General features: G+C 71.5%; 22 protein-coding genes. 14 read left to right on the top strand and 8 right to left on the bottom strand.

From position 1 onward, the window contains the following. Nucleotides 1-22 precede the first annotated feature (22 nt). The 8 genes from atpE to AB4039_RS15995 all read left to right on the top strand — a co-directional run bounded on the left by atpE (nucleotide 23) and on the right by AB4039_RS15995 (nucleotide 6,846). On the top strand, nucleotides 23-256 hold the full coding sequence (gene atpE / locus AB4039_RS16030; RefSeq protein ID WP_079429787.1) for an ATP synthase F0 subunit C: 234 nt from the start codon (nucleotides 23-25) through the stop codon (nucleotides 254-256). A 52-nt stretch (nucleotides 257-308) separates the two neighbouring features. Beyond that, complete coding sequence (locus AB4039_RS16025; protein WP_266573929.1) at nucleotides 309-839, top strand: F0F1 ATP synthase subunit B; 531 nt, start codon at nucleotides 309-311, stop codon at nucleotides 837-839. Then, on the top strand, nucleotides 836-1,651 hold the full coding sequence (locus AB4039_RS16020; RefSeq protein ID WP_442271007.1) for a F0F1 ATP synthase subunit delta: 816 nt from the start codon (nucleotides 836-838) through the stop codon (nucleotides 1,649-1,651). Before AB4039_RS16025 ends, AB4039_RS16020 begins: the two co-directional genes overlap by 4 nt. Nucleotides 1,652-1,780: 129 nt before the next feature. Beyond that, nucleotides 1,781-3,376, top strand: a complete 1,596-nt coding sequence (atpA, locus tag AB4039_RS16015) for a F0F1 ATP synthase subunit alpha (RefSeq protein ID WP_442271006.1) — start codon at nucleotides 1,781-1,783, stop codon at nucleotides 3,374-3,376. A 20-nt stretch (nucleotides 3,377-3,396) separates the two neighbouring features. Then, entirely contained in the window at nucleotides 3,397-4,314 is a 918-nt protein-coding gene (locus AB4039_RS16010) for a F0F1 ATP synthase subunit gamma (protein ID WP_266842333.1), read from the top strand. Next, nucleotides 4,314-5,756 carry a F0F1 ATP synthase subunit beta gene (gene atpD / locus AB4039_RS16005; protein WP_266842334.1) on the top strand — a complete coding sequence of 481 codons (1,443 nt, stop codon included), beginning with the start codon at nucleotides 4,314-4,316 and terminating at the stop codon, nucleotides 5,754-5,756. Before AB4039_RS16010 ends, atpD begins: the two co-directional genes overlap by 1 nt. Before the next feature lie 138 nt (nucleotides 5,757-5,894). Continuing rightward, the gene (locus AB4039_RS16000; RefSeq protein WP_008738187.1) at nucleotides 5,895-6,269 is read left to right on the top strand and encodes a F0F1 ATP synthase subunit epsilon; all 375 of its coding nucleotides are present in this window, start codon (nucleotides 5,895-5,897) and stop codon (nucleotides 6,267-6,269) included. Nucleotides 6,270-6,399: 130 nt separating this feature from the next. Beyond that, on the top strand, nucleotides 6,400-6,846 hold the full coding sequence (locus AB4039_RS15995) for a DUF2550 domain-containing protein (RefSeq protein WP_266842335.1): 447 nt from the start codon (nucleotides 6,400-6,402) through the stop codon (nucleotides 6,844-6,846). 71 nt (nucleotides 6,847-6,917) lie between these two features. Here AB4039_RS15995 and AB4039_RS15990 read toward each other — a convergent pair whose 3' ends face one another. From AB4039_RS15990 to AB4039_RS15980, 3 genes are all read right to left on the bottom strand, one after another. Next, nucleotides 6,918-8,774 carry a glycosyl hydrolase family 18 protein gene (locus AB4039_RS15990; protein WP_442271005.1) on the bottom strand — a complete coding sequence of 619 codons (1,857 nt, stop codon included), beginning with the start codon at nucleotides 8,772-8,774 and terminating at the stop codon, nucleotides 6,918-6,920. A gap of 158 nt (nucleotides 8,775-8,932) precedes the next feature. Continuing rightward, complete coding sequence (locus tag AB4039_RS15985) at nucleotides 8,933-9,619, bottom strand: response regulator transcription factor (RefSeq protein WP_266842337.1); 687 nt, start codon at nucleotides 9,617-9,619, stop codon at nucleotides 8,933-8,935. Next, nucleotides 9,616-10,806 carry a histidine kinase gene (locus tag AB4039_RS15980; RefSeq protein ID WP_266842338.1) on the bottom strand — a complete coding sequence of 397 codons (1,191 nt, stop codon included), beginning with the start codon at nucleotides 10,804-10,806 and terminating at the stop codon, nucleotides 9,616-9,618. Before AB4039_RS15980 ends, AB4039_RS15985 begins: the two co-directional genes overlap by 4 nt. A gap of 171 nt (nucleotides 10,807-10,977) precedes the next feature. Here AB4039_RS15980 and AB4039_RS15975 point away from each other — a divergent pair, with 171 nt between their 5' ends. Continuing rightward, nucleotides 10,978-11,562, top strand: coding sequence for a hypothetical protein (locus AB4039_RS15975; RefSeq protein WP_442271004.1), 585 nt, complete (start codon nucleotides 10,978-10,980; stop codon nucleotides 11,560-11,562). A 10-nt stretch (nucleotides 11,563-11,572) separates the two neighbouring features. On the opposite strand, the gene AB4039_RS15970 is transcribed toward AB4039_RS15975, so the two are convergent. After that, on the bottom strand, nucleotides 11,573-12,145 hold the full coding sequence (locus AB4039_RS15970) for a cob(I)yrinic acid a,c-diamide adenosyltransferase (protein WP_266842340.1): 573 nt from the start codon (nucleotides 12,143-12,145) through the stop codon (nucleotides 11,573-11,575). Nucleotides 12,146-12,369: 224 nt separating this feature from the next. On the opposite strand from AB4039_RS15970, the gene AB4039_RS15965 reads away from it, so the two are divergent. The 3 genes from AB4039_RS15965 (at nucleotide 12,370) to AB4039_RS15955 (ending at nucleotide 16,468) form a co-directional block, all read left to right on the top strand. Next, nucleotides 12,370-13,218, top strand: coding sequence for a 3-hydroxyacyl-CoA dehydrogenase family protein (locus AB4039_RS15965; RefSeq protein WP_030235820.1), 849 nt, complete (start codon nucleotides 12,370-12,372; stop codon nucleotides 13,216-13,218). 157 nt (nucleotides 13,219-13,375) lie between these two features. After that, nucleotides 13,376-13,699, top strand: coding sequence for an STAS domain-containing protein (locus tag AB4039_RS15960; RefSeq protein WP_030235822.1), 324 nt, complete (start codon nucleotides 13,376-13,378; stop codon nucleotides 13,697-13,699). A gap of 219 nt (nucleotides 13,700-13,918) precedes the next feature. Continuing rightward, nucleotides 13,919-16,468: an ATP-binding protein gene (locus AB4039_RS15955; protein WP_442271003.1), complete on the top strand. Its 2,550-nt coding sequence runs from the start codon at nucleotides 13,919-13,921 to the stop codon at nucleotides 16,466-16,468. Nucleotides 16,469-16,567: 99 nt separating this feature from the next. On the opposite strand, the gene nucS is transcribed toward AB4039_RS15955, so the two are convergent. Beyond that, on the bottom strand, nucleotides 16,568-17,239 hold the full coding sequence (gene nucS, locus AB4039_RS15950) for an endonuclease NucS (protein WP_266842342.1): 672 nt from the start codon (nucleotides 17,237-17,239) through the stop codon (nucleotides 16,568-16,570). 220 nt (nucleotides 17,240-17,459) lie between these two features. Here nucS and AB4039_RS15945 point away from each other — a divergent pair, with 220 nt between their 5' ends. Next, nucleotides 17,460-17,852 (top strand): SCO5389 family protein, encoded by a 393-nt coding sequence (locus tag AB4039_RS15945; protein WP_030235830.1) that lies wholly within the window; start codon nucleotides 17,460-17,462, stop codon nucleotides 17,850-17,852. Between the two features lie 106 nt (nucleotides 17,853-17,958). Here the strand turns inward: AB4039_RS15945 and AB4039_RS15940 are convergent, their stop codons facing one another. After that, nucleotides 17,959-18,990, bottom strand: a complete 1,032-nt coding sequence (locus AB4039_RS15940; RefSeq protein ID WP_266842343.1) for an LLM class flavin-dependent oxidoreductase — start codon at nucleotides 18,988-18,990, stop codon at nucleotides 17,959-17,961. A 243-nt stretch (nucleotides 18,991-19,233) separates the two neighbouring features. Between AB4039_RS15940 and AB4039_RS15935 the strand changes: the two genes are divergently transcribed. Further along, the gene (locus tag AB4039_RS15935) at nucleotides 19,234-19,560 is read left to right on the top strand and encodes a hypothetical protein (protein WP_030235836.1); all 327 of its coding nucleotides are present in this window, start codon (nucleotides 19,234-19,236) and stop codon (nucleotides 19,558-19,560) included. Nucleotides 19,561-19,572: 12 nt separating this feature from the next. On the opposite strand, the gene AB4039_RS15930 is transcribed toward AB4039_RS15935, so the two are convergent. Together AB4039_RS15930 and AB4039_RS15925 are read right to left on the bottom strand one after the other, a co-directional pair. Continuing rightward, on the bottom strand, nucleotides 19,573-20,427 hold the full coding sequence (locus AB4039_RS15930; RefSeq protein ID WP_266842344.1) for an ABC transporter permease: 855 nt from the start codon (nucleotides 20,425-20,427) through the stop codon (nucleotides 19,573-19,575). Beyond that, nucleotides 20,424-21,548, bottom strand: a complete 1,125-nt coding sequence (locus AB4039_RS15925) for an ABC transporter ATP-binding protein (protein WP_266842345.1) — start codon at nucleotides 21,546-21,548, stop codon at nucleotides 20,424-20,426. The genes AB4039_RS15930 and AB4039_RS15925 overlap by 4 nt, the downstream gene beginning before the upstream one ends. Between the last annotated feature and the right edge of the window lie 144 nt (nucleotides 21,549-21,692).

The following is a 21,692-nucleotide window of genomic DNA, read 5'->3' as shown; positions in this document are numbered from 1 at the left end:
TGAAAGAGAAGGAAGAACTGGCATGTCCCAGACCCTTGCCGCCGTCACCGGCTCCCTCAGCTCCGTTGGTTACGGTCTCGCGGCCATCGGCCCCGGCGTCGGCGTCGGCATCATCTTCGGTAACGGCACCCAGGCCCTCGCCCGCCAGCCCGAGGCTGCCGGCCTGATCCGCGCCAACCAGATCCTCGGCTTCGCCTTCTGTGAGGCGCTCGCCCTGATCGGTCTGGTCATGCCGTTCGTTTACCCGACCTCCTGATTCTCGGTCTCGACGAACAGCTCATTAGACGAAAGGCACTGATGTGAACCTCATGGTTCTCGCGGCAGAGACGGAAAACCCGCTCTTCCCGCCGATCCCCGAGCTCGTCATCGGTCTGATCGCCTTCGTCATCGTCTTCGGCTTCCTCGCCAAGAAGCTCCTCCCGAACATCAACAAGGTTCTGGACGAGCGCCGCGAGGCCATCGAGGGCGGTATCGAGAAGGCGGAAGCCGCTCAGACCGAGGCCCAGAGCGTGCTGGAGCAGTACAAGGCCCAGCTCGCCGAAGCCCGGCACGAGGCCGCGCGCCTGCGCCAGGACGCGCTGGAGCAGGGCACTGCGCTCAAGGAAGAACTGCGCGCAGAGGGCCARCGGCAGCGTGAGGAGATCATCGCTGCCGGCCACGCCCAGATCGCCGCGGACCGCAAGGCCGCGTCTCAGGCGCTGCGTCAGGACGTGGGCAAGCTCGCCACCGACCTGGCCGGAAAGCTCGTCGGCGAGTCCCTTGAGGACCACGCCCGGCAGAGCCGCACGATCGACCGCTTCCTCAGCGAGCTTGAGGAGAAGGCCGAGGCGGCCCGATGAACGGAGCGAGCCGCGAGGCGCTGGCCTCCGCGCGCGAGCGTCTCGACGCGCTGACGGACAACACGTCCGTCGACGCGGCGAAGCTCGCCGGTGAGCTGGCAGCCGTCACCGCGCTGCTCGACCGTGAGGTCTCGCTGCGTCGGGTCATCACGGACCCGGCGCAGTCCGGCGAGGCCAAGGCCGAGCTGGTCGGCCGGCTGCTGTCCGGCCAGGTGGGCGGGGAGACCCTCGACCTGGTGTCCGGCATGGCGCGGTCCCGCTGGTCGCAGTCCCGCGACCTGGTGGACGCGCTGGAGGAGCTGGCGGCCACCGCCGACCTCACCGCGGCCCAGCAGGGCGGCGCGCTCGACAACGTCGAGGACGAGGTTTTCCGGTTCGGCCGGATCGTCGTCTCGAACACCGAGCTGCGCTCCGCGCTGACCGACCGCGCGGCCGCCGCCTCCGCCAAGAGCGAGCTGCTGCGCAGCCTGCTCGGCGGAAAGGCGAACCCGGTCACCGAGCGCCTGGTCACCCGTCTTGTCACGCACCCGCGTGGACGTAGCCTGGAAGCGGGACTGGAGTCCCTTTCCAAGCTCGCCGCCGAGCGCCGGGATCGTATGGTCGCCACTGTGACCAGCGCGGTTCCGCTCAGCGACGTGCAGAAGCAGCGTCTCGGCGCGGTGCTGGCCAAGCTGTACGGCCGCCAGATGCACCTGAACCTCGACGTGGACCCCGAGGTCCTCGGCGGGATCTCGGTGCGAGTCGGCGACGAGGTCATCGACGGCACCATCGCGGACCGCCTCTCCGAGGCGACCCGCCGCATGGCCGGCTGACCAGCCACCAATAGAACAACGCATTCCTAGCGGCCCGGTTGGGCCGTGCAGAACTTGCAGAAGATTCCTGGGGGTCACCCCCAGACCCCTAAGAAGCTTCAGGCCCAACAAGGAGAGCAGGGAACCCAGATGGCGGAGCTCACGATCCGGCCGGAGGAGATCCGGGACGCACTGGAGAACTTTGTCCAGTCGTACCAGCCGGACGCGGCCTCGCGCGAGGAGGTCGGAACGGTCAGCGTTGCCGGCGACGGCATCGCGAAGGTGGAGGGCCTGCCCTCCGCCATGGCGAACGAGCTGCTGAAGTTCGAGGACGGCACCCTCGGTCTCGCCCTCAACCTCGAGGAGCGCGAGATCGGTGCGGTCGTCCTCGGCGAGTTCAGCGGTATCGAGGAGGGCCAGCCGGTGCAGCGCACCGGTGAGGTGCTCTCCGTCGGCGTCGGCGAGGGCTACCTCGGCCGTGTCGTCGACCCGCTCGGCAACCCGATCGACGGTCTCGGCGAGATCGCGACCGAAGGCCGTCGCGCCCTGGAGCTGCAGGCTCCGGGCGTCATGGTCCGCAAGTCGGTCCACGAGCCCATGCAGACCGGCTACAAGGCCATCGACGCCATGGTGCCCGTCGGCCGCGGCCAGCGTCAGCTGATCATTGGTGACCGTCAGACGGGTAAGACCGCTCTGGCCGTCGACACGATCATCAACCAGCGCGACAACTGGCGCTCGGGCGACGTGAACAAGCAGGTCCGCTGCATCTACGTCGCCATCGGCCAGAAGGGCTCGACCATCGCGTCCGTTCGCGGCGCCCTGGAAGACGCCGGCGCGCTGGAGTACACGACGATCGTCGCCGCCCCGGCGTCCGACCCGGCCGGCTTCAAGTACCTGGCGCCGTACACCGGTTCCGCCATCGGCCAGCACTGGATGTACGCCGGCAAGCACGTCCTGATCATCTTCGACGACCTGTCGAAGCAGGCCGAYGCCTACCGCGCSRTSTCGCTGCTGCTGCGYCGCCCGCCGGGCCGCGAGGCCTACCCGGGTGACGTCTTCTACCTGCACTCCCGTCTGCTGGAGCGCTGCGCGAAGCTGTCCGACGACATGGGTGCCGGTTCGATGACCGGTCTGCCGATCGTCGAGACCAAGGCGAACGACGTGTCGGCGTTCATCCCGACCAACGTCATCTCCATCACCGACGGCCAGTGCTTCCTGGAGTCCGACCTGTTCAACGCGGGCCAGCGCCCGGCGCTGAACGTCGGTATCTCGGTTTCCCGCGTCGGTGGCTCCGCCCAGCACAAGGCGATGAAGCAGGTTTCCGGCCGTCTGCGCCTGGACCTGGCCCAGTACCGCGAGCTGGAGGCGTTCGCCGCCTTCGGTTCCGACCTGGACGCCGCGTCGAAGGCCTCGCTGGAGCGCGGCAAGCGTCTGGTCGAGCTGCTGAAGCAGGGCCAGTACCAGCCGATGCCCGTCGAGGAGCAGGTCGTCTCCGTCTGGGCCGGCACCACCGGCAAGATGGACGACGTCCCGGTCAACGACATCCGTCGCTTCGAGTCGGAGCTGCTGGAGCACCTGCGCCGCGAGCGCAAGGACCTCCTCACCTCCATCGCCGACGGCGGCAAGATGTCGGACGACACCCTGTCCTCCATCGCGGACGCCATCGCCGGCTTCAAGCAGCAGTTCGAGACCTCGGACGGCAAGCTCCTGGGCGAGGACGCGCCGGCCGTCAACGTCTCCAAGTGACGACGGAAGGGACCTGACTCATGGGAGCGCAGCTCCGGGTCTACAAGCGTCGCATCCGTGCCGTCACGGCGACCAAGAAGATCACCAAGGCGATGGAGATGATCGCCGCCTCGCGCATCGTCAAGGCGCAGCGCAAGGTGGCGGCATCGATGCCGTACGCGACCGAGCTCACCCGTGCGGTGACCGCGGTGGCGACCGGCTCGAACACCAAGCACGCCCTGACGACCGAGGTCGAGCAGCCGACCCGTGCCGCGATCCTGCTCATCACGAGCGACCGCGGTCTGGCCGGCGGCTACTCCTCGAACGCCATCAAGCAGGCGGAGCGGCTCACCGAGCGGCTGCGCGGCGAGGGCAAGGACGTCGACACGTACATCGTCGGCCGTAAGGGTCTGGCCTACTACGGCTTCCGCGAGCGCAAGGTCGCGGATTCGTGGACCGGCTTCACCGACAGCCCGGCCTACGCCGACGCCAAGCGCGTCGCCGGGCCGCTGATCGAGGCCATCCAGACCGAGACGGCCGAGGGTGGCGTCGACGAGCTGCACATCATCTACACGGAATTCGTGTCGATGATGACGCAGAACGCGGTCGACGGCCGGATGCTGCCGCTCAGCCTCGACCAGGCTCAGGAGGAGGACGGTGCGAAGGGCGAGATCCTTCCGCTGTTCGAGTTCGAGCCGTCGGCGGAGGACGTCCTCGACGCCCTGCTGCCGCGCTACGTCGAGAGCCGCATCTACAACGCACTGCTGCAGTCGGCCGCTTCCGAGCACGCCGCCCGCCGCCGCGCGATGAAGTCGGCGACCGACAACGCCGGAGACCTCATCAAGAGCCTCTCCCGGCTTGCCAACGCGGCCCGCCAGGCCGAAATCACCCAGGAAATCAGCGAGATCGTCGGTGGCGCGAGCGCCATGGCTGACGCGACCGCGGGGAGTGACAAGTAATGACGACCACTGTTGAGACGGCCGCCGCCACGGGCCGCGTCGCCCGGGTCATCGGCCCGGTCGTCGACGTGGAGTTCCCCGTCGACGCCATGCCCGAGATCTACAACGCCCTCAAGGTCCAGGTCGCAGACCCGGCCGAGGACGGCAAGCTCAAGACCCTGACCCTTGAGGTCGCGCAGCACCTGGGTGACGGCCTCGTCCGTACCATCTCGATGCAGCCGACCGACGGTCTGGTCCGCCAGGCCCCGGTGACCGACACGGGCGAGGGCATCACCGTCCCCGTCGGTGACTTCACCAAGGGCAAGGTGTTCAACACCCTGGGTGAGGTGCTCAACTACCCCGAGGCGAACGCCGAGGTCACCGAGCGCTGGCCGATCCACCGCAAGGCCCCTCGCTTCGACGAGCTCGAGTCGAAGACCGAGATGTTCGAGACCGGCGTCAAGGTCATCGACCTTCTCACCCCGTACGTCAAGGGTGGAAAGATCGGTCTGTTCGGTGGTGCCGGTGTCGGCAAGACCGTTCTGATCCAGGAAATGATCTACCGCGTCGCCAACAACCACGACGGTGTGTCGGTGTTCGCGGGTGTCGGTGAGCGTACCCGTGAGGGCAACGACCTCATCGAGGAAATGGCCGACTCCGGCGTCATCGACAAGACGGCGCTCGTCTTCGGCCAGATGGACGAGCCCCCGGGCACCCGTCTGCGCGTCGCGCTTGCCGGTCTGACCATGGCGGAGTACTTCCGCGATGTGCAGAAGCAGGACGTGCTCTTCTTCATCGACAACATCTTCCGGTACACCCAGGCGGGTTCCGAGGTGTCGACCCTGCTCGGCCGTATGCCCTCCGCGGTGGGTTACCAGCCGAACCTGGCCGACGAGATGGGTCTCCTCCAGGAGCGCATCACCTCGACCCGTGGTCACTCGATCACCTCGATGCAGGCGATCTACGTCCCCGCGGACGACCTGACCGACCCGGCGCCGGCGACCACCTTCGCCCACCTCGACGCGACGACGGTTCTTTCCCGTCCGATCTCCGAGAAGGGCATCTACCCGGCCGTGGACCCGCTGGACTCGACGTCCCGCATCCTCGACCCGCGGTACATCGCGGCGGACCACTACGCCACGGCGATGCGCGTCAAGGGGATCCTGCAGAAGTACAAGGACCTCCAGGACATCATCGCGATCCTCGGTATCGACGAGCTGGGCGAGGAGGACAAGCTCGTTGTCCACCGTGCCCGTCGTGTCGAGCGCTTCCTGTCGCAGAACACCCACGTCGCCAAGCAGTTCACCGGCGTGGACGGTTCGGACGTTCCGCTCGACGAGTCGATCACCGCGTTCAACGCGATCTGCGACGGTGACTACGACCACTTCCCCGAGCAGGCGTTCTTCCTGTGCGGTGGCATCGAGGACCTGAAGGCCAACGCCAAGGAGCTGGGCGTCTCCTAGTCGGCCGCGTTCCGCGGAACGCAGTCTTCGAAGAACGAAAAGGAGAGGGGCGGGGTACGTCCCGTCCCTCTCCCCACGCCCATTAGAATTTGACCCAACACCCGGCTGACCCGCCGGGTGGTGACCCGAGGAGCCACCTTGGCTGCTGAGCTGCACGTCGAGCTGGTCGCGGCGGACCGCAATGTCTGGTCCGGCGAGGCCACCCTTGTTGTCGCCCGCACCACGTCCGGCGACATCGGCGTCATGCCCGGTCACCAGCCGCTTCTCGGTGTGCTGGAATCGGGCCCGGTGACCATCCGCACCAGCGAGGGCAACACCGTTGTCGCCGCGGTGCACGGCGGATTCATCTCGTTCGCGGACAACAAGCTGTCCCTGCTGGCCGAGATCGCCGAGCTCGCGGACGAGATCGACGTCCAGCGGGCGGAGCGGGCACTGGAGCGCGCGAAGTCGGAGGCCGACGCGGCCGCCGAACGTCGCGCCGATGTCCGGCTGCGCGCGGTGACGGGGCACTGAGCTCCGTACCGAAGAGTGTGTGACCTCAGCCGCGGTCCGTGCTGGAATTTTCCAGACCGGGTCGCGGCTGAGGCGATGCGGATCCGTTTTGTTTTTTGCGGGATTTCGATGAGCGAGGAGGTCGGTGAAGATGCTCCTCGCTCTGCTTGTGAGCGGCCTGGTCGTAGCCCTGGTGGTGATCGGGCTGTTTGTCTTCGGCCTGCGCCGCAGACTCATCCAGCGTTCCGGCGGCACCTTCGACTGCAGCCTGCGCTGGGGCATGGCCGAGGAGCCCGACGTCTCCGGCAAGGGCTGGGTCTACGGGGTCGCCCGCTACAGCGGTGACCGCATCGAGTGGTTCCGGGTGTTCTCGTACTCCCCGCGCCCGCGCCGGCTGCTGGAGCGTTCCTCGATCGAGGTGCTCGCCCGCCGGGCTCCCGAGGGTGAGGAGGAGCTGGCGCTGCTGTCCGACGCGATCGTGCTCGGCTGTTCCCACCGGGGGACGCGCCTGGAGCTGGCGATGAGCGAGGACGCGCTGACCGGGTTCCTGGCCTGGCTGGAGGCGGCGCCTCCCGGCCAGCGGGTGAACGTCGCGTAGGACACGCGGAAGAAGCCGGGGGGACGGGGGCGGACCCGTCACCCCGGCTTCGTCGTGTCCGGGGGCCGCGGCTACTGAAGGCCGGCGTGGATGGCGTCGGCGAGCTCGCCGTTCGCGGTGTCGCCGCTGAACTCCCAGAAGAAGGCGCCCTTGAGGCCCTGCTGCTTGGCCCAGGCCATCTTCCCGGCGATGGTGGCGGGGGTGTCGTAGCTCCACCAGTTGCTTCCGCACTTGGCGTAGGCGGTGCCGGCGACGGTGCCGGTGGTGGGGCAGCTGCTCTTGAGGACCTTGTAGTCCTCGATGCCCTGCTCGTAGGTGCCGGGCGCGGGGCCGGTGGCGGTGCCGCCGGGGGCGTCCTGGGTCACCCCGGTCCAGCCGCGGCCGTAGAAGCCGATGCCGAGGTTGAGCTTGGAGCCGGGGACGCCCTTGCCCTTGAGCTTGGTGATGGCGGCCTCGGAGTTGAAGCCGGCGATCGGGATGCCGGCGTAGGAGGTCAGCGGGGAGTGCGGGGCGGTCGGGCCCTTGGCGTCCCAGGCCCCGAAGAAGTCGTACGTCATGACGTTGTAGAAGTCGACGTACTGGGCGGCGCCGCCGTAGTCGGCGAGGTCGAGCTTGCCGCCGTTGGAGCCGTCGGCGGAGATCGCGGCGGTGACCAGGCCGGAGCCGCCGAACTTGGCGCGAAGGGCCGACATCAGGTTCTTGAAGGAGGCGGCGCCGCTGGTGTCGCAGGACAGCCCGCAGGCGTTCGGGTACTCCCAGTCGATGTCGATCCCGTCGAAGACGTCCGCCCAGCGGGGGTCCTCGACCAGGTCGTAGCAGGACTGGGCGAAGGCGGCCGGGTTCTGGGCGGCCTGGCCGAAGCCACCGGACCAGGTCCAGCCGCCGAAGGAGTAGATGACCTTGATGTTCGGGTACTTGGCCTTCAGCTTGCGCAGCTGGTTGAAGTTGCCGCGCAGGGGCTGGTCCCAGGTGTCGGCGACGCCGTCGACGCTCTGGTCGGCGGTGTAGGCCTTGTCGTAGTCGGCGTAGGAGTCACCGATGGTGCACTTGCCGTTCTGGACGTTGCCGAAGGCGTAGTTGATGTGGGTGATCTTGGCCGCCGTGCCGGAGGTGACCAGGTTCTTCACGTGGTAGTTGCGCTGGTAGACGCCCCAGTCGGTGAAGTAGCCGAGCTTGACCTTGGCGCCCGGGTCGGGGCCGGGGCCCGGGTCCGTGCCGCCGCCCGGGGTGGTGACGGAGAGGGCGCCGGAGGAGGGGCCGGTCTGGTCGGCGGTGTCACGGGCGGTGACCGTGTAGCTGTACGTGGTGCCCTTGGTCAGGCCGCTGTCGTTGAAGGTGGTTCCGGTGACGGTGGTGAGCTTGGTGCCGCTCCGGTAGACGTCGTAGTTCTTGACGCCCTTGTCGTCGGTGGCAGCCGACCAGGACAGGGTCAGCGCGGTCTCGGTGACTCCCGTGGCGGTGGGGGTGCCGGGGGCCGAGGGCGGGGTGTCGGTGGGGGTGGTGCCGCCCTCGCAGGAGCCCCCGTTGACCTTGCAGCCGGAGGGGGCTCCGGGGCCCGCGCCGTTGAAGCCGAAGCTGGCGGTGGCGCCCGGGGCGAGGGTGCCGTTCCAGCCGACGTTCCTGGCCGTCCAGTGGGTGCCGGAGCTGGTGACGGTGGCGTCCCAGGCGGAGGTGACCGAGGTGCCGGAGGGGTAGTCCCACTCCACGGTCCAGCTGCTGAGCGTGGTGGTGCCGGTGTTCTTCACCGTCCACTTGCCCTCGAAGCCGGAGCCCCAGTCGGAAACCTTGGTGAAGGTGGCGGTCGCGGAGGCGGCGGCCTGCGCGGGGCCGGCCAGGCCGACGAGGCCGGCGACGGGCAGGGCGAGGGCGGCCGCCGTGGCGGCCAGCCTCCGGAACAGGCGGATGCGTCGTGGGGGTGCTGTGCTCAAGGGTGCTCCTCCGTAGGTCCGTAGCAGTCGCGGGGCCGACTGCTACATGGGGGTGGGACCTGCGCCGCCCGTGAGCACGCGGTGTCGTCGGCCGGGGCCTTTGACATGGCACGCTCACCACAGTGTTGCGGTGAGAGTAGAAAGGTCTGGACCAAGCGTCAAGAGGTCCAGACCTCACCCCCAGCGCCGGGCTCGATCCCCAACTCCCTTGCCAGTACGGCCGCTTGGACCCGACTGCGCAGGCCCAGTTTGTTCAGGAGGCGGCTGACGTGCGTCTTCGCCGTCGCCTCCGCCATGTCCAGCCGGACGGCGATCTCCGCGTTCGACAGCCCCGCGCCCAGTGCGCCGAGCACCTCCCCCTCGCGCCGCGTCAGCGACCGGACCGCCGCCGCCGTCTCCGGGCGCACGGAGCTCCGTACCGGCTGCGGCGTCGCGAACTCGGCGATCAGGCGGCGGGTCACCGCCGGGGCGATCAGTCCCTCGCCGCGCGCCACCGTCCGCACCGCCGTGATCAGCTCCGCCGCGTCCGCGTCCTTCAGCAGGAAGCCGCTGGCCCCGGCGCGCAGCGCCCCGAAGACGTACTCGTCCAGGTCGAAGGTGGTCAGGACGAGGACGTCGGCCAGCCCCTCCGCGACCACCTGACGGGTGGCCGAAACCCCGTCCAGACGCGGCATCTGCACGTCCATGAGGACGAGGTCCGGCCGCAGCTCGCGGGCCAGGCGCACCGCCTCCTCGCCGTCTGCCGCCTCGCCCACCACCTCGACGTCCCCGGCGCTGCGCAGGATCAGCACGAGGCCGGCCCGTACCGCGCTCTGGTCCTCGGCCACCACGACCCTGATGCTCACTCCCGTACCGCCTTCTCCTCGGCGGGCAGGACCGCCCGCACCCGCCAGACGGAACCCGCCGGGCCCGCCGTGAACGTGCCGCCGAGCAGTTCCGTCCGCTCGCGCATGCCGATCAGCCCCGCCCCGGAGCCGGGGGCGCGGGGGCCGGACCGGTCTGCGTAGGGGGAGTCCACGCCCACCGTCAGCAGCATCCCGTCGTCCTCGTGGGCCACCCGGACCGCGACCGTGCCGGGGGCCGCGTGCTTGAGGGCGTTGGTCAGCGACTCCTGCACGATCCGGTACGCCGCCAGCTCCACCGGGACCGGCGGCGCGGGCCCGTCCTTCCGGGCGTCGTCGAGCACGAAGTCCAGCCCGCTCGCCGCCCCGTTGGTGCGGGCCTGCCCGACCAGTGCGTCCAGTGCGTCCAGCGAGGGCACGGCCACCGCCGCCTGCCCGGCGCCCGGATCGCGCAGCAGACCGATCAGGCGGCGCATTTCGGCCAGTCCTTGGACGCTGTTCTCGCGGATCACGCCGAGGGCCTCCCGACTCGTGGCGGGGGAGTCGATGGACAGGGCGGCGGTCGAGTGGATGGCGATCGCCGAGAGGTGGTTGGCCACCATGTCGTGCAGCTCCCGGGCCATCCGGGCCCGCTCGCCCGCCACCGCCTGCGCACGGTCCGCCTCGGCCAGCAGCGCCGTCTGCTCGGCGCGCAGCCGGGCGGCCTCGGCGGCCTCCCGGTGGTGGCGCAGGGTGGCGCCCGTCAGCGCGGGGGCGAAGCTGACGATGCCGGTGATCACACCGATCAGCAGGGCCTGCGGGGTGCGCAGCCAGGCGACGGCGGCGACGGTGACGACGACGGTGATCAGGCCGGTGCTGACCGGCAGCCGGCGGGCCATGGCGGGCTTGCCGTAGACCACCGCCGCGTACATCAGGTCGGTGAAGATCACGACGGTGGCCAGGCTGCCCACGGTGAACTGGTCCGCGATCACGCCGATCGTGCCGGCGAAGAGGGTGAGGTGCGGCAGGGTGCGGCGCACCAGTTCCAGGGAGCCGAGCACCAGCAGCGGGACCAGCGCCGCCCAGGCGGGCAGGAGGTCGCGCCCGCTCGCGCTGTGGACCCCGAGCGACCAGAGCAGCAGGCCGGTCAGGACGCTGGCCACCGCGAGCAGGACGTCGTCGCGGTGCGGGGGAGGGATCTTGGGGAGCACGGTCCCATCCAACAGGGCGGACGGCGCCGCTGCCTCGCCGCGGGGGCGGAGGGGCCGCTACATCGAAGGATGCAGTCGGCTTTCGTCACGGGGGACGAGGTCGCGGCGCCCGCCGGCCGGGACGCTGGAGGGGAACCCGTGACCCCGCCCCACCGGAACGGAGCGTGCGCCGTGCTCGTCCCCCTGATCATCGCCTGCGAGGTCGGCTTCTGGGTGCTGCTCGCCGGCGGACTGGCGCTGCGCTACCTCGCCGGGATGCCGCGGCTCGGGGCCGCCGTCCTGCTGTGCGAGCCGCTGCTGGAGCTGGCCCTGCTGGCCGCCTCCGTGGTCGACCTCAGGAACGGCGGCGAGCCGGGCTGGAGGCACGGCCTGGCCGCCCTCTACCTCGGTTACACCGTCGGCTACGGGCACTACACCCTGAAGTGGCTCGACCGGCACGCCGCCCACCGCCTCGCCGGTGGCCCGAAACCGCCGGGCGCGAAGCACGGCCGGGAGCGCGCCGTCCACGAGTGGAAGCTGTGGGCGCGGACCCTGGCGGGCGCCGCCGTCGCGCTCGCCCTGCTCCAGGCCGGCGTCTGGTACGTCGGCGACGCCGCCGACACCGGCGCCCTGCGGTCCTGGCAGTTCGTGGCCCTGCGGGTCCTGGGCATCCAGGCGCTGGTCGCCGCGACCTACTCGATCTGGCCGCGCAAGGCCCCGGCGGGCGCGGACCCGGCCGCCGGCGAGGCGGGGGCCCTGGCCGGAAAGGACCGCTAGGACCTGTCGCCTAGCGCTCGCCGCCGGGCACCCACAGCACGTCGCCGATCTCCTTGTTGGCCGTACGGGCCAGGATGAACAGGAGGTCGGAGAGGCGGTTGAGGTAGGTGGCCGTCAGCGGGTTCATCACCTCGCCGTGCTCCTCCAGCGCCGCCCACGTGGAGCGCTCGGCGCGCCGGACCACCGTGCAGGCCTGGTGCAGCAGGGCCGCGCCCGGGGTGCCGCCGGGCAGGATGAAGCTGCGCAGCTTCTCCAGTTCCTCGTTGAAGGCGTCGCAGTCGGCCTCCAGCTTGTCGACGTAGAACTGCTCCACGCGCAGCGGCGGGTACTGGGGGTCCTCGACCACCGGCGTGCACAGGTCGGCGCCGACGTCGAAGAGGTCGTTCTGGATCCGGACGAGCACCTTCACGACCGGGTCCGGCAGGGAACCCAGCGCGATGGCGGTGCCGATCGCGGCGTTGGCCTCGTTGGTGTCGGCGTACGCGGAGATGCGCAGGTCGGTCTTGCGCGTACGGCTCATGTCGCCGAGGGCGGTCGTGCCCTGGTCGCCGGTACGGGTGTAGATACGCGTCAGGTTCACCATGCCGCCAGGGTAGTGCGGGGCCGCCGGGGACCCGAACGGCCGCCGCCCCGCCGGCGGCGGCGGGTGAACTGGGGGGCGGCGCACGGGTGCTGGGCCGTACCAGTGTGATGTCCGTCATCTGAGACGTGACGCGTGTTACTTCACGGTCACACCGTCCCTCACGGACGCTAGTCTCCGCCGGAGAGGCCATGAGACTGGCCCGCATGGGAAACGAGGGGTGTGCAGTGGCTGGGAAGCTCGCCGTCATCGGTGCCGGACTGATGGGTTCCGGGATCGCTCAGGTCTCCGCTCAGGCGGGTTGGGACGTCGTCCTGCGGGACGTCACCGACGCCGCGCTGACCCGTGGCACCGACGGGATCAAGGCCTCGTACGACCGGTTCGTCGCCAAGGGCAAGATGACGGCCGAGGACGCCGAGGCGGCGCTCGCCCGGATCACGACGACCACCGACCTCGACGCGGTCGCGGACGTGGACATCGTGGTCGAGGCCGTCTTCGAGAAGCTGGAGGTCAAGCACGAGATCTTCCGCACCCTGGACGACCTGGTGCGCGAGGACGCGGTCCTGGCCTCCAACACCTCCGCCATCCCGATCACCAAGATCGCGGCCGTGACGAAGCGTCCGGAGCGGGTCGTCGGCGCGCACTTCTTCTCGCCCGTGCCGATGATGCAGCTCTGCGAGCTGGTGCGCGGCTACAAGACGAGCGACGAGACCCTCGCCACCACCCGCGCGTTCGCCGAGTCCGTCGGCAAGACCTGCATCGTCGTCAACCGCGACGTCGCCGGATTCGTGACGACCCGTCTGATCTCCGCGCTCGTCGTCGAGGCCGCGAAGCTCTACGAATCGGGCGTCGCCTCCGCCGAGGACATCGACATCGCCTGCAAGCTGGGCTTCGGCCACGCGATGGGGCCGCTGGCCACCGCCGACCTCACCGGCGTCGACATCCTGCTGCACGCCACCAGCAACATCTACACCGAGTCGCAGGACGAGAAGTTCGCGCCGCCGGAGCTGATGCGCCGCATGGTCGACGCGGGCGACATCGGCCGCAAGAGCGGACAGGGCTTCTACAAGCACTGAGAACGACCGTTCGAATCTCCGCACCCTACGGGGTGAATTAGGTATCGGTTCGCTCACGGTCGGCAACTTCCCCGCCCGCGGGGCAGTCAGTTGCAGTGAGAGTTGCCGACCACGGATCAGTCGGACCAGACGCACGCAGTACATCCGGGGAGTACACATGCACATCAGGGGCGACCACGCCGAACTCGCTGTCGGGGGTCGTCTCGACGTGCGCAGCGCGGCGGACGCCCGTACGGTCCTGCACACCGCCCTCGACGACGGCCACGGCGACCTCGTGCTCGACCTGACCGGCCTGGACTCCTGGGACGCGACCGGACTCGGCGTGATCATGGGAGCCCACCGGCGGGCCGGGCGCAGCGGCCGGCGCCTCGTCCTGCGCGGGGTGCCGGACCGGATGCAGCGCCTCCTGGTGGCGACCCGGCTGCACCGGATCCTGGCGATCGAGGGCGGCCTGGAAGCGGAATCCCTGCCCCGGGTCTGAGCGCCCGTCCGCCCTTCCGCCCCCCTCCGTTCCACCCCGGACGTATCCGGAGGAAACGTAACGGTCCGGTGGTGAAGACACCCCTGCGGTTCCCGCGCGCCCGGCCACGGTCTAGGGTTCGGGCGGAAACCGGACGAGTAGCGACAGCGGCGCGAGCGAAGGCCGGGCGTAATGACGGCGGCGACGGCGGCGCGCGCGACGCGATCGGGGGACTTGGTCATGGACCGTACGGACGGTACACAGGGGCAGCCCGAGCCGGGCGGACCGGCCGCGCACCAGAGCGCGGGCGGGCCGGCCGGGTCACCCCCGGCCCCCCTGGCACCCGCCCGGATCGTGACCCTGACCGCGGGGGACTTCACCCTCACCGTCAACCCCGTCGACGGCAGCGAGATCGAGCCCCTGCGCCCCACCGCGGCCCCCGCCGCCGGCCGTGGCCCCGCCAAGCGCGACGCGGCCTCCCGCGCCGCCCGGGGCACCGCCGCGCGGCCCCCCGTGCTCCCGGGTCCGCCCGTCCCCGCCGTCCCCCTCCTGGGCCGCGCCGAGGAACGGGAGCGGATCGTCCGGCTGCTGGGGCGCGGACGCTCCGTCCGGCTGACCGGGCCCGCAGGATCCGGCCGCTCCGCCCTCCTCGACGTGGTCGCCAGGGACTGCGCCGGCCTCGCCCCCGACGGCGTCGTCCGGCTGAGCGGGTACGGCCTCCAGCAGCCGGCCGAGCTGCTGTACGCCCTCTACGCCGCCGTGTACGAGGCCCCCGACCGGCGCCCCGACCGTACGGAACTCCTCGCGCGGGCCGGCGAGATCGGTGCCGTCGTCCTCCTGGACGACCTGGAGCTGGGCGGCGCCGCCCTCGACGAACTGCTGCGCGCCACCCCCGAGTGCGCCTACCTGCTCGCCGCCGCCCCCGACACCAAGTCCCCCTCCGACGACGTGCACCTGGAGGAGGTCTTCCTCGGCGGCCTCGGCCGCGCCGACTGCGTGACCCTGCTGGAGGCGCGCACCGGCAGGCCGCTGACCGACGAGGAGACCGCCTGGGCGGGCGACCTGCGCTTCGCCTCCGAGGGGCTGCCGCTGCGCTTCGTCCAGGCCGCCGCCCTGCTGCGGCAGCGCGACGAGATCAACCGGATGTCCGCCCCGGACGAGGACGAGGAACCGGGCGTCTTCGAGGAACGCCCCCGCGACCCCGCCCACGTGCCGCTGCCCACCCTCGCGGAGGGCGCGGCCCCCGCCGAACTGCTGGCCTCCCGGGTCAGCGAGTCGGCACGGGCCGCCCTGCGGATCGCCTGCGCGCTGGGCGGCGAACTCCCGCACCACGCGCACCTGCCCGCGCTGGTCGGTGACACGCACGCCGACTCCGCCGTCGCGGAACTGCTGGGCTGCGGGCTGGTCACCCCCGTCGGGCCGCGCCACCGCCTCGCGGAGGGGGTCGCCCGGCAGCTGGAGGAGGCCGGGTACGGGGACACCGCCGCCGAGGAGGCCCGCACCGCCGCCCGGCACTACGCCTGGTGGACCGGGCACGCCTCGGTGACTCCGGAGCGGGTCGCGGCCGAGGCCGACGCGGTGCTGGCCGCGCTGGCCGGGGCCGATGTGGTGGCGGCCGTACTCCTGGCCCGCACGGCGGCGCCGGCCTTCGCCGCCTCCCTGCACTGGGAGGCGTGGGAGCGGGTGCTGCGGGCGGGTGCGGAGGCCGCGCGGAAGGCGGGGGAGGTCGCCGAGCAGGCCTACTTCCACCACGAACTCGGCGTGCTCGCGCTGTGCGAGGGACGACTGGACCGGGCCCGTGCGGAGCTGGAGGCCTCCATCGGGCTGCGCGGCGCGCTCGCGGACAAGCGCGGGACGGTCTCCGGGCGGCGGGCCCTGGCGCTGGTCACCGACCGGGAGGCCCTCGGGGTGGAGGTGTCGCCGCCGCTGCGGCTGGAGGCGCCGGTGAACCTCCCGGGGGCCGCTCCGGCCGCCTTCCCCGGGGCCGCGATACCGGCCCGGACGCCGGCTCCGGCCCTGGGTCCGGCCCTGGGTCCGGCACCGACGGCCCCGATGGCCGCGACGACGCCCGTCTCGATGGTGAAGCCGCACGCCGTCGCGCCCGTGGGGCCCGTGACCCCCGAGGGCTCCGAGGCCGTCACCCGGATCACCCCGGTGATCGGGCGGCCGTCGTCGCAGACGTCCACGCCGACGACCCTGTCGCAGGTGTTCGAGGACGCCTTCCCGAAGCTCCCGCAGCCCGCGCCGCCGACCGGCCCCGGCCGTTCGGAGCCCGAACCGGCGGGACGGCGCAAGACGGTGCTGCTGGCCGCCGCCGGCGCGCTCACGGTGGTCGCGCTCGGCACCGTCGTCGGCCTGGCGCTGGCCTCCGGGGACCCGGAGCAGCCGCAGGCTCCCGCCGTGTCCTCGACCCCGGACAGCCCGCCGGCGGTCCAGCCGCAGGTGCCGGGCGGCGGAGGGAACGATCCGGCACCCGAGCCGGGCGTCTCCTCGCCCCCGCCGCCGTCGGCGCCTTCCGCACCCGGGCCGGGCACGGGGGAGTCCGGGAAGCCGACCCCGCCCGCCCGTACGACCGGTCCGCAGCGGCCCCCGGTGACCCCGCCCGCGACGAAGCCGGCCCCGTCCCCGCCGACGACGCCCCCGGCCACCTCGGAGCCGCCGGTCACGCACTCGCCGCCGACGCCGACCGATCCCCCGACGGCCACCTCGCCCGCGACGCCCCCGGCCACCTCGACGGCGGCCCAGTCCCCGACCGCGCCCCAGTCCCCGTCAGCGGCGGCGACCGCCTGACACGACGACGGCCCCCCGAGCACTCGCTCGGGGGGCCGTCGCACACATCGGGAGGGCCGGCCGGGAGGGCCGGCCGGCGGGACCGGCCCGCAGACCGGCTCAGAAGAGGCGGAGCTTGTCGTCCTCGATGCCGCGCAGGGCGTTGTAGTCGAGGACCACGCAGTCCATGCCGCGGTCGTTGGCGAGCACCCGCGCCTGCGGCTTGATCTCCTGGGCCGCGAAGATGCCCCGGACCGGTGCCAGGTGCGGGTCGCGGTTGAGGAGCTCCAGGTACCGGGTGAGCTGCTCGACGCCGTCGATCTCCCCACGGCGCTTGATCTCCACCGCCACCGTCGCACCCGACGCGTCCCGGCACAGGATGTCCACGGGGCCGATCGCCGTCATGTACTCGCGCCGGATCAGGGTGTAGCCGTCGCCCAGGGTGTCGATGCGGTCGGCGAGCAGTTCCTGGAGGTGCGCCTCGACGCCGTCCTTGATGAGCCCGGGGTCGGTGCCCAGCTCGTGGGAGGAGTCGTGGAGGACCTCTTCCATGGTGATGATGAGCTTCTCGCCCGCCTTGTTGACGACGGTCCAGACGCCCGTGTCATCTCCCGTCCCCTCCTTGAGGGTGCACGGAGGCGACATCCAGTTGAGCGGTTTGTACGCTCGGTCGTCCGCGTGGATCGAGACACTGCCGTCGGCCTTCACGAGGATCAGACGGGGTGCCGAGGGCAGATGGGCGGTGAGCCGGCCCGCGTAGTCGACGGAGCAGCGGGCAATGACGAGACGCATGGTCGGCAACGCTACTCGACCGACGGGCCTCCACGCGATTCGCCCCTGAAAGCCCCGTTCGCCGATGGCGCGTTGTATGCGCATTCTCCTGGTGCGGCACCCGGTGGGCGCCTACCGTGGTGAGCGGGAGGTTGCCGAGCGTGCACGCTGCGTCGCGGCCTCCCTCCCTGCCCGTAAGACTCCGGCAACCCAATCGTCCGGGGTCACGAGAGGAGAACCCATGTCGCTCGACGTCTCACCGGCCCTACTCGAACAGGCCGAGCGAGGCGAGGTCGACGAAGCCGCATTCGTCGACTGCGTCCGGACCTCCCTGCCCTACGCATGGGAGATGATCAGCTCGTTGACGGCCCAGCTGGAGGTTGAGGGCGGAGAGTTCGCCGACAACCAGACGCCGCCGCCGGACGAGCAGGCCCGTGGGCAGCTGCTGCGCGCGCTCGCGAGTGACGCGATACGCGGTGCGCTGCAGCGGCACTTCGGGGTGCGCCTGGCATTCCAGAACTGCCACCGGGTAGCGGTGTTCCCGCTCGATCCCTCGGTGGACGACCGGCTGGCCAAGTTCACGTCGATCCGCGGCCAGCTGCTCAACCAGTCGCCGGAACTGCGCGACTGCTAGCGGGACCGTACTTCGCTGCCGCTCCGTGTCGCGGGAGGTGCGACTGACACCGGAGCGGCAGCCCAGGCCCGCCCCCCGCCCCCGGGCCCGCCGCGTCCCGCCCGCGTCACACCAGCAGCGGCAGGACCTCCGTGCCGAGCCGCCGGACGTTCTCCTCCGTCGCCGCGAGGTCGCCGGAGCCCTCGGTCAGCAGGGCGAAGCGCGTGATCCCGGTGCGCTCGGCCGTCGCCGCCAGCCGGTCCGCCGCCAGGGTGGGGCTGCCGACCGGATGCAGGTCACACAGGAGTTCCGTGTACGCGACGGGGTCGCGCATCGCGCGCTGCCGGCCGTCCACCGTCACATGGGCGTCCAGACCCTGCCGGAACCAGCCCGGCATCGCCTTGAGCAGGGCTTCCCGGGCGTCCGCCGTGTGGTCCGCCAGCTGGCACACCCCGGCCGACACGTGCCCGGCCGCCCGTACGGTCTCGGGGGAGTGGCCCGCCTCCAGCGCGGTCCGCCCCCACAGCGCGACCATCTCCGCCTTCTCCTCGTCCCCGCTGTGCATGCCCAGCAGCATCGGCAGCCCCCGCTCGGCGGCGAGGCGCACGGACGTCGGGGAGGTGCAGGCGACGATCACTTCCGGCCCACTCCCGTCCCCGTCCAGGGCCTGCGCCGGGCACGGTACGACGGCCACCTCGCGGAAGCGGTGCCGGGCGCCGCCCGCGCCCACCCGGGGCTCGGTCAGCCAGCGCCGCAGCAGGTCGAGGTCCTCGGGGAAACCCGTCTCGTACGCCTCCAGGCCGCCCCCGAACACCTCCAGGTCCACCCACGGACCGCCCCGTCCCACCCCCAGGGTGAACCGCCCGCCCGAGGTGACGTGGAGCAGGGCCGCCTGCTCCCCGAGGGCCACCGGGTGCGTGCTGGGCAGCACGCTCACCGCCGTGCCGACCCGCAGCCGCCGGGTCCGCCCCAGCAGCAGGGCCGCCAGGGTCACCGCCGACGGGCAGACCCCGTACGGCACGAAATGGTGCTCGGCGAGCCAGACCGAGTCCAGTCCGGACTCCTCGCCCACCTCGGCGGTCCGCACCGCCCGGTGCAGTGCCTCGCCCTGTCCCTGGCCCGGGAACTGGGCCGCCAGTACAAACGCTCCTACGCGCATCGCCTTAGCCTCCTCGCGGCTGACGCGGCCTCCCCAGGTGGACCGACTCGTTGATGACATCAACATCTGATGGCAACAACGTCTGACACGTGCCAAAGGCACGGCCTGACAGCAAAGTTATTGAGATTGTCGGGCCGGTCCTCCCATGGAGGTCGGCCGTCCTCCGCCACCCTGCGGGTACCCCGGCTCGCTGCGCGTAGTCTGGGAGAAAGTCACTGTCGGCCGCCCATTCGTGAGGTATACGTGTCACCGCGCCACAACCGCCCCAGGGGCGGCGAGACTCCGGACGAACGACCCGCCACCGGCCTCGACCGGTACGGCTTGGAGCGGACCGAGGAGTACCAGGGCGAGGAGTGGAAGGTCCGGCACGTGGCGGGGGCGAGCGCGGCGGGCAAGCGTTACCGCTGCCCCGGCTGCGACCAGGAGATCCCCTCGGGCACCCCGCACCTGGTGGCCTGGCCCGAGTACGGCGGCGTGGACGACCGGCGGCACTGGCACAAGGCCTGCTGGAACGCGAAGGACCGCCGCACCTCGAAGGTGCAGCGGTCCCGCAACGCGCCGAGGTACTGACCGGCCCGGGGCTCAGACGTCGCGGCGGCGCACCACCGCGTACGAGGCCGTCACGGCGAGCGCGGTGACCAGGACCAGCAGCCCCAGCTGGGCCAGGTCGCTGGGGTTCGGGCTGCCGTCCATGCCGCTGTTGGGCACCCCGAAGAGCTGGATCAGCCCCACCGGCGCGTTGTAGCGGACCACGGCCAGACCGAGGCCCCTGCTGACGGGCCACGTCGTCAGGATCATCCCGAGGACCGGGGGCATGGTGACCAGGCCGAGCATGACGGCGATCGCGCCGGCCGAGTGCCGTACGAGGGCGCCGACGGCGAGTGCGAGGACGCCCAGCAGGGTCACGTAGAGGCAGCCGCCCAGGGCGCCCAGCCACTCGCCGCCACCGTGGTGGCCGGCGTCGGGGCCGCTGTGCAGGAGGGCGGCGGCGATGCCCACGAACCCCACCGAGCCCAGGGTGACGCCGAAGGCGACCGTGCCGAAGACGAGGTACTTCGCGGTGAGCACCCGCAGCCGGTCCGGGGAGGCGGTGAAGGTGGTCCGGATCAGGCCGGTGCCGTACTCGGAGGTGATGGTCAGCACCCCGAGCACGATCACGGCGAGGTGGCCGACCATCATGCCGAAGAGGGCGGGCGCGACGAAGGGGATCGACTTGTAGTCGCCGGAATCGGTCTGGAGCACGGCGAGCACGCCGATGCCGACGACCAGGGCCACGAGGGAGCCGAGGGTCCACACGGTGGAGCGCACGGAGGTCAGCTTGGTCCACTCCGAGGCCAGGGCGTGGCCGAGGTGGGGTCGTGGGGTGGGCAGCGGCGAGCTGTAGCCGTCGGCCCGCCCCGCGCTCGCGGGCGAAGTCGCGTCGGCGGTGGCGGTCATCGGGGTTCCTCGGGGCTGTTCCGGGCGGTGGGGGCGAGATCGGCGGCGCTGCCGGGCATCAGGAAGGGCTGCGTGCCGGAGCCGGGGGGCGGGGGAGCGAAGAAGCTCGCCGCGGTCTCGGCGGGGACCACGGGGGCCTGCGCCTCCTCCTCCCATTCCGGGACGGTCAGCGGCTCGGGCTCCCACAGCTCCGCGCGCGGGTCGTCGGTGGAGGTGTACTCGACGGAGGACTGCGTCATCCGCATGTAGGCCTCCTCCAGCGAGGCCCGGTGCGGGGACAGCTCCCAGAGCCGTACGCCGGTCTCGTGCGCGAGGTCACTGATGCGGGGCAGCTCCAGCCCGGTCACCCGCAGGGCGCCGTCGGGCTCCTGGAGCACCCGGCCGCCCGCCTTCGTCAGTGCCGTCCCCAGGATGACCCGGCCGTCGGGGCCGTTGCCCGCCGCGCGGACCCGGGCGAATCCGGCCGAGTTGTGCGTGATGAAGTCCTGGGTGCTCATGTCGGACAACAGCCGCCCCCGGCCGATCACGATCAGGTGGTCGGCGGTCAGGGCCATCTCGCTCATCAGGTGTGAGGAGACGAACACGGTGCGGCCCTCGGAGGCGAGCCGGCGCATCAGGTTGCGGACCCAGAGGATGCCCTCGGGGTCGAGGCCGTTGACCGGTTCGTCGAAGAGCAGGACCTGCGGGTCGCCGAGGAGCGCGGTGGCGATGCCGAGCCGCTGCCCCATGCCGAGGGAGAAGCCCTTCGTGCGCTGGCGGGCCGCGTCCTGGAGCCCGACCACGCCCAGGACCTCGTCGACCCGCTTCTCGGGGATCCCGGAGAGCTGGGCGACGGACAGCAGGTGCGCGCGGGCCCGGCGGCCGCCGTGCGCGGCCTTGGCGTCGAGCAGGGCTCCGACGTGCCGCTGGGCGTTCGGCAGCTCCCGGAAGGGGAGGCCGTTGATCGTCACCTGCCCGGCGGTGGGCCGGTCCAGGCCGACGATCATGCGCATGGTGGTGGATTTCCCGGAGCCGTTGGGCCCGAGGAATCCGGTGACGTGACCCGGCTTGACCTGGAAGGAAAGCCCGTCGACGGCGGTCTTGGCGCCGTAGCGCTTGGTCAGGCCGACTGCCTCGATCATCGTGCTGCCCCTTGCCAGGCCGGGACGGCTCTCGCCCGCGTACGCCTTAAGAGGATATCGAGTCCTCCCCGGTTCCCTCCCGGAGCGGATCCCTGAGCTCTCCCTGAGATCCGGCTCCGGGATGTCCCGTAGTACGGGAGGCGT

This window comes from Streptomyces sp. M-16 (genome assembly GCF_052114405.1).
Taxonomy (GTDB): Bacteria; Actinomycetota; Actinomycetes; order Streptomycetales; family Streptomycetaceae; genus Streptomyces.
The sequence above is the reverse complement of the archived record's forward strand: the minus strand, read 5'-3'. Positions and strand labels throughout refer to the sequence as shown.